The organism is Kitasatospora sp. NEAU-69 (genome assembly GCF_057158765.1).
This window is the reverse complement of sequence record NZ_JBWXUE010000004.1, coordinates 1-19,558: the sequence shown is the minus strand read 5'-3', so window position 1 is coordinate 19,558 and position 19,558 is coordinate 1. Positions and strand designations below refer to the sequence as shown.

23 protein-coding genes are annotated in these 19,558 nt (G+C 72.9%); 9 read left to right on the top strand and 14 right to left on the bottom strand.

Annotation, left to right across the window (positions count from 1 at the left end; genetic code table 11):
- Positions 1-56 precede the first annotated feature (56 nt).
- The 4 genes from AC060L_RS06060 to sigE all read right to left on the bottom strand — a co-directional run bounded on the left by AC060L_RS06060 (position 57) and on the right by sigE (position 3,231).
- The gene (locus AC060L_RS06060; RefSeq protein ID WP_483797466.1) at positions 57-758 is read right to left on the bottom strand and encodes a hypothetical protein; all 702 of its coding nucleotides are present in this window, start codon (positions 756-758) and stop codon (positions 57-59) included.
- A gap of 157 nt (positions 759-915) precedes the next feature.
- On the bottom strand, positions 916-1,353 hold the full coding sequence (locus AC060L_RS06055; RefSeq protein ID WP_483797465.1) for a sec-independent translocase: 438 nt from the start codon (positions 1,351-1,353) through the stop codon (positions 916-918).
- Between the two features lie 175 nt (positions 1,354-1,528).
- The gene (locus tag AC060L_RS06050; protein ID WP_483797464.1) at positions 1,529-2,509 is read right to left on the bottom strand and encodes an anti-sigma factor family protein; all 981 of its coding nucleotides are present in this window, start codon (positions 2,507-2,509) and stop codon (positions 1,529-1,531) included.
- A complete protein-coding gene (sigE, locus tag AC060L_RS06045; protein WP_483797737.1) occupies positions 2,506-3,231 on the bottom strand; it encodes an RNA polymerase sigma factor SigE in 726 nt (241 codons plus the stop codon). The genes AC060L_RS06050 and sigE overlap by 4 nt, the downstream gene beginning before the upstream one ends.
- Positions 3,232-3,555: 324 nt before the next feature.
- Between sigE and AC060L_RS06040 the strand changes: the two genes are divergently transcribed.
- Positions 3,556-4,188, top strand: coding sequence for an O-methyltransferase (locus AC060L_RS06040; RefSeq protein WP_483797736.1), 633 nt, complete (start codon positions 3,556-3,558; stop codon positions 4,186-4,188).
- 257 nt (positions 4,189-4,445) lie between these two features.
- On the opposite strand, the gene AC060L_RS06035 is transcribed toward AC060L_RS06040, so the two are convergent.
- Positions 4,446-4,613, bottom strand: a complete 168-nt coding sequence (locus AC060L_RS06035) for a DUF3117 domain-containing protein (protein WP_014137929.1) — start codon at positions 4,611-4,613, stop codon at positions 4,446-4,448.
- Between the two features lie 397 nt (positions 4,614-5,010).
- On the opposite strand from AC060L_RS06035, the gene AC060L_RS06030 reads away from it, so the two are divergent.
- Positions 5,011-5,811 (top strand): enoyl-CoA hydratase-related protein, encoded by an 801-nt coding sequence (locus tag AC060L_RS06030; protein WP_483797463.1) that lies wholly within the window; start codon positions 5,011-5,013, stop codon positions 5,809-5,811.
- A 55-nt stretch (positions 5,812-5,866) separates the two neighbouring features.
- On the opposite strand, the gene AC060L_RS06025 is transcribed toward AC060L_RS06030, so the two are convergent.
- Entirely contained in the window at positions 5,867-6,442 is a 576-nt protein-coding gene (locus AC060L_RS06025) for a DNA-3-methyladenine glycosylase I (RefSeq protein WP_483797462.1), read from the bottom strand.
- Positions 6,439-6,870, bottom strand: coding sequence for a DivIVA domain-containing protein (locus AC060L_RS06020; protein WP_483797460.1), 432 nt, complete (start codon positions 6,868-6,870; stop codon positions 6,439-6,441). Before AC060L_RS06020 ends, AC060L_RS06025 begins: the two co-directional genes overlap by 4 nt.
- 225 nt (positions 6,871-7,095) lie before the next feature.
- Between AC060L_RS06020 and folP the strand changes: the two genes are divergently transcribed.
- Entirely contained in the window at positions 7,096-7,908 is an 813-nt protein-coding gene (gene folP / locus AC060L_RS06015) for a dihydropteroate synthase (RefSeq protein WP_483797735.1), read from the top strand.
- Between the two features lie 29 nt (positions 7,909-7,937).
- Here folP and AC060L_RS06010 read toward each other — a convergent pair whose 3' ends face one another.
- Together AC060L_RS06010 and dapE are read right to left on the bottom strand one after the other, a co-directional pair.
- A complete protein-coding gene (locus tag AC060L_RS06010; protein WP_483797459.1) occupies positions 7,938-8,777 on the bottom strand; it encodes an LOG family protein in 840 nt (279 codons plus the stop codon).
- Positions 8,778-8,908: 131 nt separating this feature from the next.
- A complete protein-coding gene (dapE, locus tag AC060L_RS06005; protein WP_483797458.1) occupies positions 8,909-9,994 on the bottom strand; it encodes a succinyl-diaminopimelate desuccinylase in 1,086 nt (361 codons plus the stop codon).
- Positions 9,995-10,237: 243 nt separating this feature from the next.
- Here dapE and AC060L_RS06000 point away from each other — a divergent pair, with 243 nt between their 5' ends.
- Both AC060L_RS06000 and AC060L_RS05995 read left to right on the top strand, forming a co-directional pair.
- Complete coding sequence (locus AC060L_RS06000; RefSeq protein ID WP_483797457.1) at positions 10,238-11,302, top strand: VldE C-terminal domain-containing protein; 1,065 nt, start codon at positions 10,238-10,240, stop codon at positions 11,300-11,302.
- Between the two features lie 360 nt (positions 11,303-11,662).
- Positions 11,663-12,658 carry a hypothetical protein gene (locus AC060L_RS05995; protein WP_483797456.1) on the top strand — a complete coding sequence of 332 codons (996 nt, stop codon included), beginning with the start codon at positions 11,663-11,665 and terminating at the stop codon, positions 12,656-12,658.
- 120 nt (positions 12,659-12,778) lie between these two features.
- Here the strand turns inward: AC060L_RS05995 and dapC are convergent, their stop codons facing one another.
- Positions 12,779-13,936: a succinyldiaminopimelate transaminase gene (dapC, locus tag AC060L_RS05990; RefSeq protein WP_483797455.1), complete on the bottom strand. Its 1,158-nt coding sequence runs from the start codon at positions 13,934-13,936 to the stop codon at positions 12,779-12,781.
- Positions 13,937-13,939: 3 nt separating this feature from the next.
- A complete protein-coding gene (gene fdxA, locus AC060L_RS05985) occupies positions 13,940-14,269 on the bottom strand; it encodes a ferredoxin (protein WP_483797454.1) in 330 nt (109 codons plus the stop codon).
- A gap of 132 nt (positions 14,270-14,401) precedes the next feature.
- On the opposite strand from fdxA, the gene AC060L_RS05980 reads away from it, so the two are divergent.
- The gene (locus AC060L_RS05980) at positions 14,402-15,451 is read left to right on the top strand and encodes a GNAT family N-acetyltransferase (RefSeq protein ID WP_483797734.1); all 1,050 of its coding nucleotides are present in this window, start codon (positions 14,402-14,404) and stop codon (positions 15,449-15,451) included.
- Positions 15,452-15,579: 128 nt separating this feature from the next.
- Complete coding sequence (locus tag AC060L_RS05975) at positions 15,580-16,512, top strand: transglutaminase family protein (protein WP_483797453.1); 933 nt, start codon at positions 15,580-15,582, stop codon at positions 16,510-16,512.
- A gap of 31 nt (positions 16,513-16,543) precedes the next feature.
- Here AC060L_RS05975 and AC060L_RS05970 read toward each other — a convergent pair whose 3' ends face one another.
- From AC060L_RS05970 to AC060L_RS05960, 3 genes are all read right to left on the bottom strand, one after another.
- Complete coding sequence (locus AC060L_RS05970) at positions 16,544-17,206, bottom strand: response regulator (RefSeq protein ID WP_483797451.1); 663 nt, start codon at positions 17,204-17,206, stop codon at positions 16,544-16,546.
- 250 nt (positions 17,207-17,456) lie between these two features.
- Positions 17,457-17,660 (bottom strand): DUF397 domain-containing protein, encoded by a 204-nt coding sequence (locus tag AC060L_RS05965; protein WP_483797450.1) that lies wholly within the window; start codon positions 17,658-17,660, stop codon positions 17,457-17,459.
- Positions 17,661-18,050: 390 nt separating this feature from the next.
- Complete coding sequence (locus tag AC060L_RS05960; RefSeq protein ID WP_483797449.1) at positions 18,051-18,212, bottom strand: hypothetical protein; 162 nt, start codon at positions 18,210-18,212, stop codon at positions 18,051-18,053.
- Positions 18,213-18,357: 145 nt separating this feature from the next.
- On the opposite strand from AC060L_RS05960, the gene AC060L_RS05955 reads away from it, so the two are divergent.
- The gene (locus AC060L_RS05955; RefSeq protein WP_483797448.1) at positions 18,358-19,206 is read left to right on the top strand and encodes a helix-turn-helix domain-containing protein; all 849 of its coding nucleotides are present in this window, start codon (positions 18,358-18,360) and stop codon (positions 19,204-19,206) included.
- Positions 19,197-19,469 (top strand): PCC domain-containing protein, encoded by a 273-nt coding sequence (locus AC060L_RS05950; RefSeq protein ID WP_483797447.1) that lies wholly within the window; start codon positions 19,197-19,199, stop codon positions 19,467-19,469. The genes AC060L_RS05955 and AC060L_RS05950 overlap by 10 nt, the downstream gene beginning before the upstream one ends.
- Positions 19,470-19,558 lie beyond the last annotated feature (89 nt).

The following is a 19,558-nucleotide window of genomic DNA, read 5'->3' as shown; positions in this document are numbered from 1 at the left end:
CTCGCGTTCCTGCGTCCGACGGGGGGGCACGAAACGTCGGACGGGCTGACTTCTCGTCACTTCCCGGTGTACGACGCCAGGTCCGCGATCGCACTGAAGCCGATGCCGTAGGCGCTCACGCCGCGGCCGTAGGCGCCCAGCAGGACGCCCGGGGCCTCGCCGGCCAGCACCCAGCCGTACTCGGACTCGCGGTAGCGGAAGGGCTGTGGGAGGCCGTTGACCGGGAGGGTGAGGGGGGACCAGCCGGGGCCGGCGAGGTCGTCGGCGAGGTCCCAGGCGAGGGCGGTCTGCTGGTCGAGCCAGTCCTGGCGGCGGCCGCGGTCGAGTTGGCCCGGCCAGGTGGCGGCGAGCAGGCCGGAGCCCGCGAGCCAGGCGGCGGAGGAGGCGGAGGTGGCCTCCAGGACGCCGGTGCCGTCGGCGCTGCGGCGGCCGGGGCGGCGGGCGACGGTGACCACGACGGCGAAGCGACGGGCGTCGCGGGCCTCGTACTGCTTGGGGGGCTCCTCGCCGTGGCCGACCGAGCCGTAGTCGATGGTGCGCGGCTGGACGGCGCGGTGGCCGCCGGCGCCGGCCTGGAGCAGCCAGCGGTGGCCGGTCCAGCCTTCGTCGAGGCCGTACCAGGGGAAGTCGGCGCTCTGGTACGGCGCCAGCGGGTCGGCGGGTTCGGCCGTGCGCCGGCCGGGCACCTCCGCCGCCTGGGCGGTGGCCGTACCGGCACCGCTCGTCGGGTTCACCGCACGACTGCTCGTCGCGTCCATCCCGGACCTCCTCAGCCACCTGTCGACCGGCCACCCTGCCGAGCACTCAGCACAATAGCGGCGCGGAGCGCGGACACCCCGCCGGGCCGGGGCCGGGCGGGGTGTCGTGGGGCAAACGAGGCGGCAGGAGGGCGTCAGGAAAGCGCCGAGTGCTGCGTCAGGTCGCGTCGAAGTCGTACGGCGGGCGCTCGCCCGCGGTCAGCGGGGCACCGGTCTCCGGCTTGACGAAGGCGGCCACGCCGCCGGCCGCCGCCGGGGTCTTCGTGGTGCTGACCGCCGTCGGCGGCTTGTCGTCGAGCACCGACTTGATGTCGAGGCCCTCACGCAGCTCCTTGAAGCCGAGCGGGTCGTCGTCGCCGCCGATCAGGTTCTTGCGGACGAAGGTCTTCGGGTTGAGGTCCTCGAACTCGAAGTCCTTGAACTCGGGGCCCAGCTCGCTGCGGATGTCCTCCTTCGCGTTGTCCGCGAAGGCCCGCACCTTCTTGATGAAGCCCATGGTGTCCTGGATCAGCTTGGGCAGCTTGTCCGGCCCGAAGATCACGATCGCCATGACGATCAGCGTGAGCAGTTCGAGCGGGCTTATGTCGAAGAACACCTAAGCTCCCAGCTCCTGAAGGACGGCTCCGGTCGGGCGCACGCCACCGGTCTCCTACAGCGTAATGGCCGCCGGCGGGTCTGCGGCCCACGGGGGAACGAAACCGTGGTAAAGACCAGCCGGCGGCCGAATGCCGAGGGCCCGCCCGGGCCCGAACAGGTGACGCCGGACAGCCCTAGGGCAGCGGCGCGTGCCCGTGCGAGGCCGGGAGGACGGTGAGCGAGGAGGCGGTCGGCACCGGGGTCACCGCGTCGTACGGGTGGCCGTAGCTGTGCAGCGGGAAGTCCACCGAGAGCGGGGCACTCAGCCCCGCGCCGACCGCTCCGACCGCGCCGCCGGTGAGCCCCGGCGCCGTACCGCCGCCGGGCAGCTGCGAGTTGACCGTGGTGCCGTGCTGCTCGTCCAGCGGGCTGTCGCCGGCCACCGAGGCCAGGCCCAGGCTGCCGAAGCCGCCGAGCGTGACCGCCGCGACCGAGAACGCGCCGGCCGCCGCGACGACCAGCCGCCGCCCGCGCGGCGGGCCGGGGCGGGAGATCGGCGGCACGGTCGGCGGACGCTCGGTGGCGTGCGCCGTCCTGCCCGAGCCGCGCCGGCCGGTCCAGAGCCGCACGTCGGGCAGCCGCCCGGCGCGCGGGTCCACGCCGGGCAGCGGGTCGTCCGCGCCGAGCGCGCCGGACCCGAAGCCGGAGCCGAACGAGGCGCCCGCGCCGCGGCCGAAGGAGCCGCCGGTCAGCCGGCTGCCGCCGAGTGTCGGGCCTGCGGAGGGAAGACCTCCCGGACCACTCCCTGCGCCACCGCCGCCACCGGCGTCGTCGGGAAGCGCGGCCACCGCGAGCAGCCGGGACATCAGCAGCGCGGACGGACCGGGTGCCTCGGTGTGGGCGAGCAACTGCTTGACCGTGCGGGCCTCCTCGGCCTCGGCCAGGCACCGCTCGCAGGTCGCCAGGTGGGCCTGGACCCGCTCACGCGCGTCGTGTCCCAGTTCGCCGTCCAGGTACGCGGTGAGCCGGTCGCCGAGGTGGTGTTCCTCGCTACTGCTCGGCTCTGCCTGGCGTACGGCGATCGGCCGCAGCACGGGGACCTCCTCACTGGTGCTCTCCTGCTCCACCTCGGCGGGTGCCGGGCGCCTGGCGCCGGACCAGCCCGGAACGCTCACGATCGCCTCCGCCCGCTCCCGCCCACACCGGCCTCACCGGCAGCCGCTCCCACGACCGCGGGCGCGGGCTCCGAGCCGCCACGCCGGATCCGGCCGGGCGCGGCGCCGGGCGCGCGGTGCTTGAGCGCGGCGCGCAGGTGCGAACGGCCGCGGTGGATCCGGCTGCGCACGGTGCCGAGCTTGACGCCCAGCGTGGCGGCGATCTCCTCGTAGGAGAGCCCCTCGATGTCGCAGAGCACGACGGCGGCGCGGAACTCCGGGGCCAGCGTGTCCAGCGCCTGCTGGACGTCGGCGTCGAAGTGCGTGTCGCTGAAGGCCTGGGCCGGGCTCGGCTCGCGGCTCGGTAGCCGCTCGGCGGCGTCCTCGGCGAGCGCGTCGAAGCGGATCCGCTGACGGCGGCGGACCATGTCGAGGAAGAGGTTGGTGGTGATCCGGTGCAGCCAGCCCTCGAAGGTGCCGGGGGTGTACGTGGACAGCGAGCGGAAGACCCGGACGAAGACCTCCTGCGTGAGGTCCTCGGCGTCGTGCTGATTACCCGTCAACCGGTAGGCCAGGCGGTAGACCCGGGCGCTGTGCGCCTCGACGATCTCTTCCCAGCTGGGCGGGGTCCAGCTCTGCGCGGCGGGCCCCTCGGTGAAGGTCGCGAGCGCGGCGGGAGCCGAGGACTCGGCGGCGGTGCCGTCGGACGACAGGTCCTGGGGGGTGGGCGCAGTCTGGTTCATCACGGGCTTCGGCGTACGGGCCGACGTGGTGCCGCGGAGATGCCGCCGCACAGGGACGTCGCCCTCGGCCACACCTCCTCGGTTGGCTCTTCTGCCCAGCAGGGCCACCACCATATCCACCTCACCCGTCAGTTCTGGATAAAAGTGTGTTCTTCCACCGCAGCGCGAGGGACACCTGCCACCGGCCGCTCCCGCAGACTCTCAACAAGAGCAACGGCCCGCCCCCGGACGCGGTTCCCGCCCGGCCAGTAATCTGTCGCCTGAAATATCGACATCAGGCCAGCCGCCGGCCCGCCAGGCGCCGGCAGACCCCCCAGGACCACCATCAACGACTTCGGGCCCGCGGCTGCAACCCTCGCCGACACGTACGTCGGCGAGGACGCCGTGCTGACCTATGCCCGGGCTCAGGCCGCCCGCACCGGCGTGCAGGCGATCGGCCCGAGCGGCGGCGCCTGCCTGCGGCTGCTGGCCGCCGCGGTGGGCGCCAAGGCGGTGGCCGAGATCGGCACCGGCACCGGCGTCTCCGGCCTCTACCTGCTGCGCGGCATGCGTCCGGACGGCATCCTGACCACGGTCGATCTGGAGCCGATCCGCCAGCAGTTCGCCCGCGAGGCGTACCTGGCGGCCGGCTTCGCGGCCAACCGTGCGCGGTTCATCCCGGGCCGGGCGCTGGAGGTGCTGCCGCGCCTCGCCGACGGACAGTACGACCTGGTCTTCTGCGACGGCGAGGCAGCCGAATCGCAGGCGTATCTCGCAGAATCGTTGCGCCTGCTGCGGCCGGGCGGGCTGGTCTGCTTCGAGGGGGTGTTCCAGCAGGGCCGGCTGACCGACCCGTCGCTGGACGATCCGCGGACCAGCGCGATGCGGGGGCTGGTGCAGGCGGTGCGGGAGAGCGAGATGCTGCTGCCCGCGCTGCTGCCGGTCAGCGACGGGCTGCTCTGCGCGGCCAAGCGGTAGCCGTACCGACAGCCGTACCGACAGCCGTACCGACAGCCGTACCGACAGCCGTACCGCCCACGGGGAGGGCCCAGGGACCCTGGGAGCTCGGAGAGCCCTGGCGGCCCCGCGGAGCCCCTGGGACGGGGGCATGGGGGTTGCGGGGGCGTGCGGGTGCGCGGACGACAGCGGGGCCCGGGGGCCGACCGGTGTCTGCGCACCAGTCGGCTCCCGGGCCCCGCACACGCATCCCGCAGGATGCGAAGCTCACGCTTGAGTCAGCCGCAGGCCTTCTTCAGAGCCTCACCCAGAGCGTCTGCCTCGTCCGGAGTGAGCTCCACCACCAGGCGCCCGCCGCCTTCGAGCGGAACTCGCATGATGATGCCCCGCCCCTCTTTGGTGACCTCGAGCGGGCCGTCACCCGTCCGCGGCTTCATGGCCGCCATGCTCGTTCCCCTTCCTGCAACCGCTCAGCTACGTACCAGCAGTCCGTCCACCGCCGGTATCGAACGCATTGATCGGAAGCCATTATCCCGCATTCGGCGCCCCGATGACCAACGTCACTCTCACCGCACCAGTGGCCACACCGGCACAGACCCGCTGATTCCACCTCAGACGGCGCAGCACTCGAACGGGCGAAAGCGCATCAGTTGCCGCTCCCCGCCTGCCCCCGGCCGGTACCCTGCGGCCGCCCGGCCCGGCGGAGCCACCGGCGGCGGCCCCCGGCGCGGCGGCGCGCGCGGGGCCACAAAGGTGCGCTACCTCACACTCCCGCCGACCGGCGCGCTCCGGCATGCTGATTCAGGTCCGCGATGTTACCGAACGGTTGGGAGCCTCCACCCCATGTCCGACTCCGTGCTGTACGAGCTCGACGGCGGCCTGGCCGTCATCACGATCAACCGGCCGGAGGCGATGAACGCGCTCGACGTGCCGACCAAGGTCGCACTGCGGGACGCCGTCGTCGCGGCGGCCGCCGACCCGGCGGTGCGGGCGGTGCTGCTGACCGGCGCGGGCGAGCGGGCGTTCTGCGTCGGGCAGGACCTCAAGGAACACCTGGGCCTGCTCAAGCGGGCCGAGGAGACCGGCGAGGCGCCGCTGAAGACCGTCGCCGACCACTACAACCCGCTGGTCCGCGCGCTGACCGGGATGCGCAAGCCGACGATCGCCGCGGTCAACGCGGTGGCGGCCGGCGCCGGCGCCTCGCTCGCCTTCGCCTGCGACTTCCGGATCGTCGCCGAGACCGCGGGCTTCAACACCTCGTTCGCCGGAATCGCGCTGACCGCGGACTCGGGCGCGTCGTGGACGCTGCCCCGGCTGGTCGGGCATGCCCGGGCGACCGAGCTGCTGATGTTCCCGCGCACCGTCAAGGCCCCCGAGGCGCTCGCCCTCGGGCTCGCCACCCAGGTCGTGCCGACCGCCGAACTGGCGGCGACCGCACGGGAGTTCGCACAGAAGCTGGCGGCCGGCCCGACCGTCGCCTACGGCGCGATCAAGGCCTCACTGGACTTCGCCGCCTCGCACTCGCTGAGCGAGACGCTGGACAAGGAGGACGAGCTGCAGACGATGGCCGGGGAGAGCGAGGACCACCGGATCGCGGTGCGCGCCTTCATCGCCAAGGAGCAGCCGGCGTACGTCGGCCGCTGACCGGCCGTCACCTGGCGGATGGCCCTGGGGTCTGAACAACAGGCCCCAGCCCGGCTCAGCGGGCGTGGCAGTCCGCCAGGTGGTCGTTCACCAGGCCGCAGGCCTGCATCAGCGCGTACGCGGTGGTCGGGCCGACGAACTTGAAGCCGTGCCGCTTGAGCTCCTTGGCCAGCGCGGTGGACTCCGGAGTCACCGCGGGGACCTCGGCGAGCGTCTTCGGCGCGGGCCGGTCCGGCCCGGCGGCGAACTGCCAGACGAGCGCGTCCAGACCGCCGTCCAGTGCCAGGGCGGCCCGGGCGTTGCTGATCGTCGCCTCGATCTTCAGCCGGTTGCGGATGATCCCGGTGTCCTGGAGCAGCCGCTCGGCGTCCTCGGGGCCGAACCGCGCGACCTTCGCGATCTCGAAGCCGGCGAACGCGGCCCGGAAGCCCTCCCGGCGGCGCAGGATGGTGATCCAGGACAGGCCGGACTGGAAGGCCTCCAGGCAGATCCGCTCGAACAGCGGGTCCTCGCCGTGCACCGGCTTGCCCCACTCGGTGTCGTGGTAGATCCGGTAGTCGTCGGTGGACTCGCCCCAGGGGCAGCGGAGCAGCCCGTCCGGGCCGGGCACGAGCGGCTGCGGGTCGGTCACGACTCGGCCTTCTCCGGGTGCTCGGCGGCCTGCTTGCCGACCTGGCCGGCGTGCTCGACCGCATCCTGCGCGGCCGGGCCGTCCTGCGCGGTGCTGTCCTGCGCGGTGCCCGCCTGCTCGCCGCCTGCGGCCCCGCCGCCGTCGCGCACGCCCGCCGCGGCCTCCAGCTCGGCGATCCGCGAGTCGCGGTAGGCGAGCTCGGCGCCGAGGCGGTCGAGCACGTCGTCCACCTCGTTCATCCGGTAGCCGCGCACCGCCATCGGCAGCCGGATCTCGTCCACGTCATGTCGGCTCAGCGGCCGCTCCTGCGGCAGCCGGGCCGCGATCCGGTCGTGCACGGCCTCCGGCAACGAACCGCCGCCGCCCAGCGCCACCAGCGCGGCGCCGCCGACCACCACGGCCATCGCCACCACGATCACCCAGAACACGAGCTGTCCTCCCGACACGTGAGTATGCGGCCGTGTGAGGGATCATGGTGTCCCTGGGGAAGGCCGGGGCCCCATCATCGCACCAGGGCAGGTGTGGATCGATACCCGCAATACCCGCCCGCGGTACCCGGAATCCGTTTGAGACCTCATCTGCTTGGACCTGGAGGAGCAAGGGTGGCACTGCGCCTGGGACCGCGTGAGTTCGCCGCGGACGAACTGGTCATCATGGCCATCGTCAACCGCACCCCGGACTCCTTCTTCGACCGCGGCGCCACCTTCGCCGACGAGGCCGCGTTCGCCGCCGCCGACCGTGCGATGGCCGAGGGCGCGGCGATCCTGGACATCGGCGGGGTCAAGGCCGGGCCGGGCGAGGAGGTGACGGTCGAGGAGGAGCTGCGGCGCACCGTCCCGTTCGTCGCCGAGCTGCGCAAGCGGCACCCCGAGGCCGTGATCAGCGTGGACACCTGGCGGCACGAGGTCGGCGAGGCGGTCTGCGAGGTCGGCGCCGACCTGCTGAACGACGCCTGGGGCGGCGCGGACCCGAAGCTCGCCGAGGTGGCCGCCCGGCGCGGCGTCGGGCTGGTCTGCACGCACGCCGGCGGGGCCGAGCCGCGCACCCGGCCGCACCGGGTCGGGTACCAGGACGTGATGGCCGACATCCTGCGGGTGACGGTCGGCCTGGCCGAGCGGGCCGCCGCGCTCGGCGTGCGGCGGGACGCGCTGATCATCGACCCGGGGCACGACTTCGGCAAGAACACCCGGCACTCGCTGGAGGCCACCCGGCGGCTGCCGGAGATGACGGCGACCGGGTTCCCGGTGCTGGTCTCGCTCTCCAACAAGGACTTCGTCGGCGAGACGCTGGACAAGCCGGTGGACGAGCGGCTGCTCGGCACGCTGGCCACCACCGCGGTCTCGGCCTGGCTGGGCGCGCAGATCTACCGGGTCCACCAGGTGGCCGAGACCCGGCAGGTGCTGGACATGGTCGCCTCGATCCGCGGCACCCGGCCCCCGGCGGTGGCCCGCCGGGGGCTGGCGTAGAGCTTCGGACGAACGAACCGGACGACTGCTCAGATCTCGTTCGCCGGGCGGCGGCTGTCGGCGAGGATCTTCAGCACCTCGTCCACGTCGTCGGTGACCTGGAACAGCTCCAGGTCGGCCGGGGAGGCCTTGCCCTGGGCGACCAGCGTGTCGCGCAGCCAGTCCACCAGCCCGTTCCAGTAGGCGGAGCCGAAGAGGATCACCGGGAACCGGGTGACCTTCTTCGTCTGCACCAGGGTGAGCGCCTCGAACAGCTCGTCCAGCGTGCCCAGACCACCGGGCAGCACCACGAACCCCTGCGCGTACTTGACGAACATCGTCTTGCGCACGAAGAAGTAACGGAAGTTCAGCCCGAGATCGACGAACTCGTTCAGCCCCTGCTCAAAGGGGAGTTCGATGCCGAGCCCGACGCTCAGCCCGCCGGCCTCGGAGGCGCCGCGGTTGGCCGCCTCCATCGCGCCCGGGCCGCCACCGGTGATCACCGCGTAGCCGGCCTCGGCCAGCGCGCGGCCGATCGCCACGCCCGACTTGTACTCGTCGGAGTCGGGGGCCGTCCGGGCCGAGCCGAACACACTGACCGCGACCGGGAGTTCGGCGAGCGCGCCGAAGCCCTCGACGAACTCCGAGGTGATCCGCCAGACCCGCCAGGGGTCCGTGTGCAGCCAGTCGGTCGGGCCGGTGGTGTCCAGCAGCCGCTGGTCCGTGGTGCTGGTGCCGACCTGCTCCCGGCGCAGCAGCACCGGGCCCTTCTGCTTCTCCGGCCAGGTCCGCCGCGGCGCGTCCGCACCGGGTTCCGCCGTCTCCACCAGCTCCGGCCCGTGGCCGAAGCGCCGTCCGTCTGCGCCGTCGTGCGCTGATGTCCCTGTCATGACGAAACTGTACGCCCGGCCGGCGCCGCCCGTGGGGAACACGGGGCGGACGGTGCATGGCCACCGGGTGTACCACCGCACCGCGCGCTCCGCACCGCACCAGCCCGCCCCGCCCCGCCCCGCCCCGAACGTCAGTCCTTGGTCAGCCAGTCGCGCAGCCGCCGCTCGACGTCGGCGATCGCGCTCAACGAGCAGTACTCGTCCCGCTTGTGGGCCAGGTTCGGGTCGCCGGGGCCGTAGTTGACGGCCGGCACGCCCAGCTCGCTGAACCGCGCGACGTCCGTCCAGCCGAACTTGGCCCGGGCCTGACCGCCGACCGCCGCCACGAAGTCGCGGGCGGCGGGCTTGTCCAGGCCCGGCAGCGCGCCGGGGGCGGAGTCGGTCACCTCGATCTCGAAGCCGGCGAAGACCTCGCGCAGGTGCGCCTCGGCATCGGCCGGCGTACGGTCCGGCGCGTAGCGGAAGTTGACGGTCACCACGCACTCGTCGGGGATCACGTTGCCGGCCACGCCGCCGCGGATGTCCACCGCGTTCAGGCCCTCGCGGAACTCCAGGCCGTCGATCTCCACCCGGCGCGGCTGGTAGGCGGCGAGCCGGCCGAGCACCTCGGCCGCGTGGTGGATCGCGTTGTCGCCGAGCCAGCTGCGCGCGGCGTGGGCCCGGACGCCGGTCAGCGTGATCCGGATCCGCATCGTGCCCTGGCAGCCGCCCTCGACCATCGCGCCGCTCGGCTCCATCAGCACCGCGAAGTCGGCGGCCAGCCAGTCGGGGTGCTGGGCGACCAGGTGGCCCAGGCCGTTGCGGGAGGCCTCGATCTCCTCGCAGTCGTAGAAGACGAAGGTCAGGTCGCGGTTCGGCTCGGCCAGCGTGGCGGCCAGGCGCAGCTGGACGGCCACCCCCGACTTCATGTCCGAGGTGCCGCAGCCGTACAGCAGGTCGCCGTCGACCCGGGAGGGCACGTTGTCGGCAATCGGCACGGTGTCCAGGTGGCCGGCGAGCAGCACCCGCTCCGCGCGGCCCAGGTTGGTGCGGGCCACGACGTTGTTCCCGTACCGGTCCACGGTCAGGTGCGGGAACGCGCGCAGCGCCGCCTCGACGCTGTCGGCCAGGGCCTGCTCGTCCCCGCTCACCGAGGGGAAGTCGACGAGCCGCGCGGTGAGCGCGCCGCCGTCCAGGGAGAGGTCCAGGGCTGTCGTGACGCTGTTCAGGCTGCTCATGGGCGCCAAGCGTAGCGCTGCCCCGAGCACGGAACAGCGCGTGGAACACCGCGCGGAACAGCGCACGAACGGCGCTCCGACGCCTGGCGGGAGCGAGCCGCACGCCCGGCCGCCGACGGCCCGCGCAACCGTCTGTCACCGGTTGGACACTCGTGCGTGCAACCGGCGGGGGCCGCACAGTCGTCCGAGTTGGTGCCGACTGAGTACGGTGTGCGAAGACATCCCGAGGTGAGAGGGGCCACGGTGGCCAACGAGGAGGACGGCCCGGCGCGTGGTCGCGGCCGGCGCCGGCGCCCGCTGCGCTGGGTGCTGACCGCACTGGTGCTGACCGCGGCCGTGGTGGCCGGTCTGCTGCTGTGGAACCGGCACGGGCTGCTGGAGACTCCCGAGGGCTGTGCGGTCACGCCGGCCGGCGGCAAGCCGGTCGGCATGGACATCGAGCAGGGTTCGAACGCGGCGACGATCGCGGCCGTCACGATCGCCCGCGGCCTGCCCGAGCGGGCCCTGACCATCGCGCTGGCCACCGCGCTGCAGGAGTCCAAGCTGCGCAACCTGCCGGGCGGCGACCGTGACTCGATCGGGCTGTTCCAGCAGCGCCCCTCGCAGGGCTGGGGCACCCCGCAGCAGATCGAAGACCCGGTGTACGCGACGAACAAGTTCCTCGACGCGCTGGTGCAGGTGCCCGGCTACGCCCGGCTGCCGCTCACCGAGGCCGCGCAGGACGTCCAGCACAGCGGCTACCCCGACGCGTACGCGAAGCACGAGGCGAACGCCGACATGCTCGCCTCCGCGCTGACCGGCCGCTCGCCGGCCTCGTTCAGCTGCACGGTGCACCAGTTCGTCACCGCCGACCAGCTGGACACGGCGGCCACCAGCGCCGCCGGTGCGGCGGCCTCGGGCGGTGCGGTGGCGGCCGGCGCGGCAGCCGGTGCGACGAGCGTGCCGAGCCCGGCGCCGAGCGGCCGGCAGCAGCTGACCGACCGGCTGCGCCGCGAGTTCGGCAAGACCGTGACGGTCGGCCCCGCGACCGGCGCGAACGCGAGCGGGTCGGCCGGGTCGCCGATCGCGCTGATCCCCGACCCGTCCGCGAACACCGACGCCGGACCGGACGCGCAGCGGCAGAGCGGCTGGGCCGTCGCGCAGTGGGCCGTCGCGCACGCCCAGGAGCTGGGCATCGGGACGATCGAGTACGACGGCAAGTCCTGGCGGATCGACCACTCCTCCGACGGCTGGAAGGCCCAGCCGGACGCCACTCAGACCGACCGGGTGCTGGTCTTCCTGGGCATGCCGACGACCGCGAAGCACTGATCCACCGTCACGGACGGACGCCCCGTCACCACGCGTTGACGTACACCCGCCCGTGGACGCTCCGACGAGTGAACGTGGACGCGCCGACTGGACGCACCTCACCGGCCCGGACCGCCCGCGCGGTCCGGGCCGCGGCATGCCGGGCCGCCCGCCGGCACCTGCTCCGACCAGGGGAAGTGACGTTTCCCCGGCTGCTCCTCGATCTCTGACGGCGGGTCGATTTGTCCGGGATGCCAGAAAGAGGATCATGCGATCTTTGGTCACTCTTTGCCTTTTCCGGGCGAAACCTTCTCGCTCCTCAGGCGGTAATCACGGCGTCCGCCCGGCGGACCTGCCGTGTCGTCACCTGTTAGGAGCACCATGTCCCTCCCCCTTACGCGCCGGATCGCCCAGGCCGCGCTGCTCGTCGCCGCCGGCGCGACCCCGCTGGTCGCCGCCGCCGGGGTGGCGTCCGCGAACGAGCTGGTGCCGAAGAACACCGACGTCACCTCGGGGATCAGCAAGCTGGACGGCGTCACCTCGGCCTCGACCCTGAAGGGGGAGACGCACGACCTCGGCCGGGCGCTCGGCACCACCAGCTCGGTGCTGGCCGGCACCGCGGTGCCGGCCGCGGCCGACGCCACCGGGGACGCCGCCAGCAAGACGCTGCCCGACGCCAAGAAGACCATCGGCGCGCTCGGCGACCAGGGCTCCACCGCGAACACCACCGGCACGCTGACCGATGCCGTCGGCAAGCTGCTGCCGCTGCTGGGCGGCTCGCTGCCGGGCGGCATGGCTCCCCGCTCGATGCCGATGGCCACTCCCGGCCTCGGCACGCCCGGCCTGCCCGGTGTCTCGAACCTGCCGGTCCCGGGCACGCCGAAGGTGGACGGGGTGGACAAGCTGGTCAACGCCGACACCGTGAGCAACCCGGTCGCCGCCACCCAGCACCTGGCCGGTCAGATCCCGGCCACCAAGCCGCTGGCCGACGCGCTGCCCGGCACCGACAAGGTGACCGGCGCACTGCCCCGCGCCGACCGGCTGGCCGACACGGTGCCCACCGCCGGCAACACGCTCGGCTCGGTGCCCGCGGCCGACCAGCTCGTCGCCGGCCTGCCGGGCACCGAGCACCTCGGTTCGCTGCTGCCGGGCGGCGAGCAGCTGACCCACGGCCTGCCCGGCCAGTTCGGTCAGCTCGGCCACTCCAGCCACCCGATGCAGCCGTCGGCCCCGGCGGACACCGACCACCTCGGCCCGCTCGGCAACCAGGTCGGCGAGAGCACCCACCGGCTCGGCGGGCTCTCCGACCTGGGCTCGGTCACCAACGCGGTCGGCGGCCTGCCCGGCGGCCTCCAGCACCTGCCGTCGGTCGACTGACCGCACCCACGACCCACACCGCCCGCACAGGACGGCAGAAGGCCGGGGCCCGGGAGATCGCCCTCCCGGGCCCCGGCCTTCTGCCGTACCGGCCGTACCGGCCGTCCTGGCTGTGCCGCGTCAGGCCGCCGCGTGTGCCCGCAGCCGCGCGACGGCCGAGGCGACCCGCTCGTCGGTCGCCGTGAAGGCGACCCGGACGAAGCGCGCGCCGGCCGGACCGTAGAAGTCGCCCGGGGCGACCAGGATGCCGAGCCGGGCCAGCTCGGCGACCGTGTCCCAGCAGGGCTCGTCCTTGGTGGCCCACAGGTACAGGCTGGCCTCGGAGTGCTCGACCCGGAAGCCGCACGCCTCCAGCGCGCCGCGCAGCGCCGAGCGCCGGGCGGCGTACCGCTCGCGCTGCTCGGCCACGTGCGCGTCGTCGCCGAGCGCCGCCACGGTGGCCGCCTGCACCGGCGCCGGCACGATCATGCCGCCGTGCTTGCGGATCTCCAGCAGCTCGCGCACCACCACCGGGTCACCTGCCACGAAGGAGGCGCGGTAGCCGGCCAGGTTGGAGCGCTTGGAGAGCGAGTGGACCGCGAGCAGCCCCTCGTGCGAGCCGCCGCAGATGTCGGCGCGCAGCACCGAGACCGGCTCGGCCTCCCAGCCGAGCTCGAGGTAGCACTCGTCGCTGACCAGCAGCACCCGGTGCTCACGGGCCCACTCGACCGCGCGCCGCAGCTGGTCGGCCGTCAGCACCCGCCCGGTGGGGTTGGACGGCGAGTTCAGCCAGAGCAGCCGCACCCGGGAGCCGTCCAGCTCCGAGACGTCCTCGTACTCGACCGGCTCGGCCCCGCAGAGCCGGGCGCCGACCTCGTAGGTCGGGTAGGCGAGCCGCGGGTAGGCGACCTGGTCGCCGGGGCCCAGGCCCAGCTGCCCGGGCAGCCAGGCGACCAGCTCCTTGGAGCCGAGGGTCGGCAGCACCGCGGTCGGCTCGATCTCGGCGCCGCAGCGGCGCCGCAGCCAGCCGGCGATCGCCTCGCGCAGCTCCAGCGGGCCCCAGACGGTCGGATAGCCGGGGGTGTCGGTCGAGGCGGCCAGCGCCTTCTGGATCAGCTCGGGGACCGGGTCCACCGGCGTGCCGACCGAGAAGTCGCAGAGACCGTCCGGGTGGGCCAGCGCGGTCGCCTTGTACGGCTCCAGCTTGTCCCACGGGAAGACCGGCAGGAGGTCGGATACGCGGCGCGCCGCCCCCGGGTGACCCGGGAACGGCGCGTGCGTCGGTTCATTGGTGCTCACTGCTCAGTGCTCGCCCTGGTTCTGCGGCTCGAGAGCGGCGATGAACGGGTGGTCCTTCTCGATCAGGCCCAGCTTCGAGGCGCCACCGGGCGAACCGAGGTCGTCGAAGAACTCGACGTTCGCCTTGTAGTAGTCCTTCCACGCCTCCGGCGTGTCGTCCTCGTAGAAGATCGCCTCGACCGGGCAGACCGGCTCGCATGCGCCACAGTCGACGCACTCATCCGGGTGGATGTAAAGGGAGCGCTGGCCCTCGTAGATGCAGTCGACCGGGCACTCTTCGATGCACGCCTTGTCCTTGACGTCGACACAAGGCTGCGCGATGACGTAGGTCACGCTGTCGTTCCTCCTCGGATGGGCCGGTGCCCAAACTATGTGCTTGCGTGCGCGGGTGAGCGCGGCGTCGTCGATGCCCGCCCCTAGTATCGCGGGTCAGGGACTGTAAATGCACCGGAGGTTGCCTTGAGGATCACGCCGAATCCCGTCAGCTCCCGTCCAGAGGTCCGGATAGACCCTGCTGACGTGGGACTTCGGGTATCAGTACGGAAGATCGAAGAGTACCGCGACAGTGCCACGGGCCGGCCGGTGTTCCGCGATGCGATCGGTGTGCTCACATCCTGGGACGATTCCGGGCTCGTGGTGGTCACCAGGGACGGCACCGAGACGAAGATCCCGACCGACCGGTTGGTCGCCGGCAAGACCGTCCCGCTCTTCACGGCCCGGCGGGCTCCGCAGCCCGAGGCCGACCCGGTCGAGTTGCAGCGGACGGCGGCGCGCAGCTGGCCGGCCATCGAGCGCGAGCAGCTCGGCGAGTGGACGCTGCGGGCGGCCGGCGGTTTCACCAAGCGGGCCAACTCGGTGCAGGCGCTCGGCGACCCGGGCCTGCCGCTGCCGCAGGCACTCGCCGCGGTGCGCGCCTGGTACGCGGCCCGCGCGCTGCCCGCCTGGGTGGAGATCACCACACCGGGCAGCGACCCGGCGCTCGCCGCCGAACTGCCCGGGGTCGTGACCCCCGCGCTGGTGCGCACCGCCCCGCTCGCACCGCTCGCGAAGCCGGTGCCGGGCGTCGAGAGGGTCCGGCTGTCCCGGACCGCCGGAGCCGACTGGCTCTCCGTCTACCACCGGGTCGAGGGCGGCCCCGACGCCGAGGCGGCCGCTGGGCGGGTGCTGCACGGCGGCGCCTCGGTCTGGTTCGCGACCGTCCCCGGCGCGGCCGGCACGGGGACCACGGACCCGGACGGGCGGCCCGCGCCGCTGGCGATCGGGCGCTGCGTCATCGACGGCCCGTGGGCGCACTTCGGCGCGGTCGAGGTGCAGCCGTTCGCGCGCCGGGCCGGCCTGGCCTCCGCGGTGATGGCGGTGCTCGCCGCGCGGGCCGCCGAGGAGGGGGCGACCGGCGCGTACCTGCAGGTGGAGACCGAGAACAGCGCTGCGATCGCGCTCTATGACCGGCTCGGTTTCACGACCAGTCACACTTACCACTACGCCGGTCTTCCCGAGGCGCGGCCGTCCGCGTAGGTTCCCGCCGTAACGCCTCGCCGCAAGACCTCGAAGAAGCACCGCCGCAGCACCGAAACAGCAGCACCGCGCAGTACCCGCAGTACCCGCAGGAAAGCCGTCCCAGCCCGAAAGCCACCGCAGCCACCGTGACCGAGCAGAGCAGAGCCCGCTTCCGTGCCGAGGCCAGGTCCGAGCAGCCCGACCCGGTGCTGCTCTGCCTGCTGGCCGCCGCCGAGCACACCCTGTCCACGGCCGTCCGCACCGAGGACGGCGAGCCGCCGCCGTCCCTGGAGGCCCTGCTGGCCGCCTGCCTGGCCGCACTGGACCGGCATGCGGCGGCCGTGCGGCGCGCGGTGGCCGAACGCCGCCCGCGCACCCCGGAGGCGACCGCCGCGCTGCTGGCGGCGGTGCTGGGCGGCCGCGAGCGGTTCCACGGACGGCAGTCGGACTACCGGCGGCTGGAGTCCTCGCTGCTGCCGGACGTGCTGCGCCGCCGGCGCGGCCTGCCGATCCTGCTCTCGCTGGTCTGGCAGGCGGTGGCCGCCCGGGCCGGGCTGACCGTGCACGGGATCGCGCTGCCGGGCCACTTCATCGTCGCGGTCGGCGGGCCGGGCTCACCGCCCGGGCCCGTGCCGGCCGCGGGCCACGCCGCGGTGGTCGGCCCGGGCGCGGTCGGCGAGTACGTGCTGGCGGACCCGTTCCACGGCGGCCGGCTGCTCGCCATCGAGGACGCCGGCGCCCTGGTGGTCGCCGCCGGCCACCGGTTCTCGCCCGAACTGTTCACACCGGCGCAGCCGCTGGACCTCGTGCTGCGGGTGCTCGGCAACATCCGGAACTGGGCGGCCGACCGCCCCGAGCACGCCAGGACCCAGCTGTGGGCCACCGAGCTCTCGCTGCTGCTCCCCCGCCACCCGGCCCAGCTCCGCCTGGAGCGGGCCGAACTGCTGGTGCGCACCGGCGACTTCCTGGGCGGCGCGGACGAGATGGACGCCTACGCGCGGATCCTGGACGTCTTCGACCCGGAGACCGCCAAGCGGGTCCGCCAGGACGCCCGGGCCGCACGGCACCGCCTCAACTGAGCAGCGACAACCGAGCAGCGACGGCCCGGGACTACAGCCAGCCCTTCTCCCGGGCGACCCGGACCGCCTCGGCCCGGTTGCGCGCCGCGGTCTTCTGGATCGCCATCGAGAGGTAGTTGCGCACCGTGCCCTCGGAGAGGTGCAGCCGGCGCGCGATCTCGGCGTTGACCGCGCCGTCCGCGGCCGCCGCGAGCACCTCAAGCTCGCGCCCGGTCAGCGGATTGGCCCCCTCGGCCAGCGCGGCCGCCGCCAGCGTCGGGTCGATCACCCGCTCCCCCGCCAGCACCCGCCGCACCGCCTGGGCGAGCTCACTGGCCGGCGCGTCCTTGACCAGGAACGCGTCCGCCCCCGCCTCCATCGCCCGGCGCAGGTACCCCGGCCGCCCGAACGTGGTCGCGATCACCACCTTGGTCCCCGGGCTGCGCCGCTTGACCAGCGCGGCCGCCTCGATCCCGGTCAGTCCGGGCATCTCGATGTCCAGCACCGCCACCTGCACCCCGTGCGCCAGCACCGCCTCGACCACCTCGTCGCCCCGGGCGACCTGGGCGACCACGTCGATGTCGCCCTCCAGCCCGAGCAGCGCGGCGAGCGCCTCGCGGACCATGCCCTGGTCCTCGGCGAGGAGAACTCTTACACATTGTACGGGCGTCTCAGTCGTCTCGGCTGCGGGCTTCGCTGGCGTCTCGTCAGTCATGCGACCAGCGTAGGCACCGAGAAGCCCCGGCTGACCAGCGCGGGTGCACAGGTCGGCCGGGGCCGGATCACTCGTGGTCTCGGGACCGGTAGGGCTTTCTGGTGGCGCGGAACCGCTCCGGCTCGGGCCCTGGGCACGGGAGCGGCCCGGCCGTGCCGACCCACTGTCCGCAGCGAAAGCAGAACCCCGCGTCGCTCTCGGGATCGAACGCGATCGGGTGCTCACACAGCGGGCAGTCCATGGACCCAGGCTAGGCCGTGAGACCGAGCTGCCGGGCCGACTCGGCGACCAGGGCCGCCCAGTCCTCCGCCGTGAAGGTGACCACCTCACCGGGTCGGGCGGAGTCCCGCAGCGCGACCACGCCGGGCACGTTGCTGGCGACCTGCGGGCAGTTGTTCACCCGGGAGTCACGGCACGCCACCGTGACGAACTCGAAGTAGGGGTTTGCGGTCATAACGACTGTCCCTTCGTCGATTGGATCCTTACCGGCCGGACCGGCGGTGCGGTCCGGAGTCGGTTGACCAACGCCTGTTCTGGTTGAGGGCGTTGGCCCTGCGCTGAGCGGCCCGCAGACGACCCAACGTCTCGGACTCCCATACGGGCTCAAGCGGGTGCTGCTCGGCGTCGTCCTGGTGGTCCTGGTGGTCCTGGTGCTCGATGTCATCCGGCTCAGACACGCGCACCAGCAACCCGGAAGACCTCGCACACGGGCTGGTGCCGGTTCCGCCAGATCTCGATGTCCAGCAGCGCCGAACGGTCGATGAAGCCCCGCCCATTGGCCTCTGGGGCAGGCTTTGCGGCCTTCTCCAGCTCGTCCAGCTCGGTGCACCTGGCGCACTCGCGCTCAGATCCCACAGCGCCCCTCCGAAGTCGTGCAGCGGGGGCACACACAGCCCGGATCGGGCTGGTAGGCGACGAACGGGCGGCTGTTCGTGGCCTGCTGGTACTCGTTCATGATCGCGGCCATCTCGTCGGGGGTGGCCCGCCGGTCGTCCCGATGGGGCATCTTCGCCGGGTTCGCAGTCGTGGGCGTGTTCCGCCTCAAAATGCTCGTCACCGCAGACTCCTCCGCGTCAGTCGTTCGGTACGACTACTGGTCTACCGGCGCCGTTTCAGCCACGCGGGGGCATGTTGGGGGGCATCCTGAGCAAGTGGCGATCGGTGACGTGATTCGTGATCTCCGGCTTGCTCAGGGGCGCACCCAAGTGCAACTGGCTGCCTTGCTGTGCGAACTGTCCGGCAACCCTGAGGGGACACCTGGCCGTGACCAGGTGAAGCGCTGGGAGACCGGGAAGGTGATCCCAGGGAAGTACTGGGTCGGGCTGCTGGCTCTTGCGCTCGGGGTCCCGCGCGCGGACCTTGAGAAGGAAGCGAATGCCACCCGAGCGCAGCGCCGCACTGCCCGCTCTGCCCATGGAGTTGCCGTTCCCGGCCCGCGCAGGGCAGAGCTGTTGGACATGCTGACCTCGGTAGCCGGCGGGGACGAGTCCTGGCTGTCTCGGAACATCGGCCCGTACGACTTCTCAGTCGCGCTGGCCAACCTGGCCGACAGGGATCAAGGCACGAAGCGCCGTCTGATGCGCTGGTTGGAGGGAGGTTCCACCTCGCTGCTCCGTGGCAACGCCCAGGGAACCCTGTTCAAGACCCACCAGCCCGACCTGGTCGAGCGGGCCGAGCAATCCATGCGCCACGACGAGGAGACCCGACGGCGCTGCATGCGCTGCTTCACCCGGCGGACCTTCGGACTCTCCTGGCCCGACGCCTCGCGCTACACGGCATCCGCTGCGCCCGTCAGCGAGATCAGCAGCCTCGGCCAACTGCTCCACGACCCCCACGACGTTTCGAACCGCTGGTGTGCGGCGGTGTTCCTGGGAGAGGCTGTTGAGGGCGGCTCAGGAGCTGCCAGGGCCCTTCTCGTCGGGGCCCTGCGTACGGAGTCCAGCAGGGAGAACCTGCGGGCCATCGGCTTGGGACTGAACGGAGAACGACCGTGGAACTGATCATCCTTGGCGACACGGGCGACGCGATAGAGGCGCTGACGGCGATCGCCAAGGAACGGGGCATCACGAACGCGGCAGTCGTCTCGGTCGTCGGCGCGGCACGGTCGTTCACGGTCTCGAACATGAAGGCCGACAACCCCCGGGAGGCAGTTCTCACCTCCGGCCGTCTCGCAGAGGTCGCCGGAAACGGAGAGATCCGCGACGGCGTGCCGAACATCCATGTGACCTGCGTTCCGCATAATTCGCGGCGCCTAGAGCATTGATTCGTGCTGTGGCCTGGGGAAATGCGGCTGGATACGCCGTGGGGGCGTGTCTCTAGGCGTGGGGGTTGTGGCTGGTCAGCGGGTTTCGG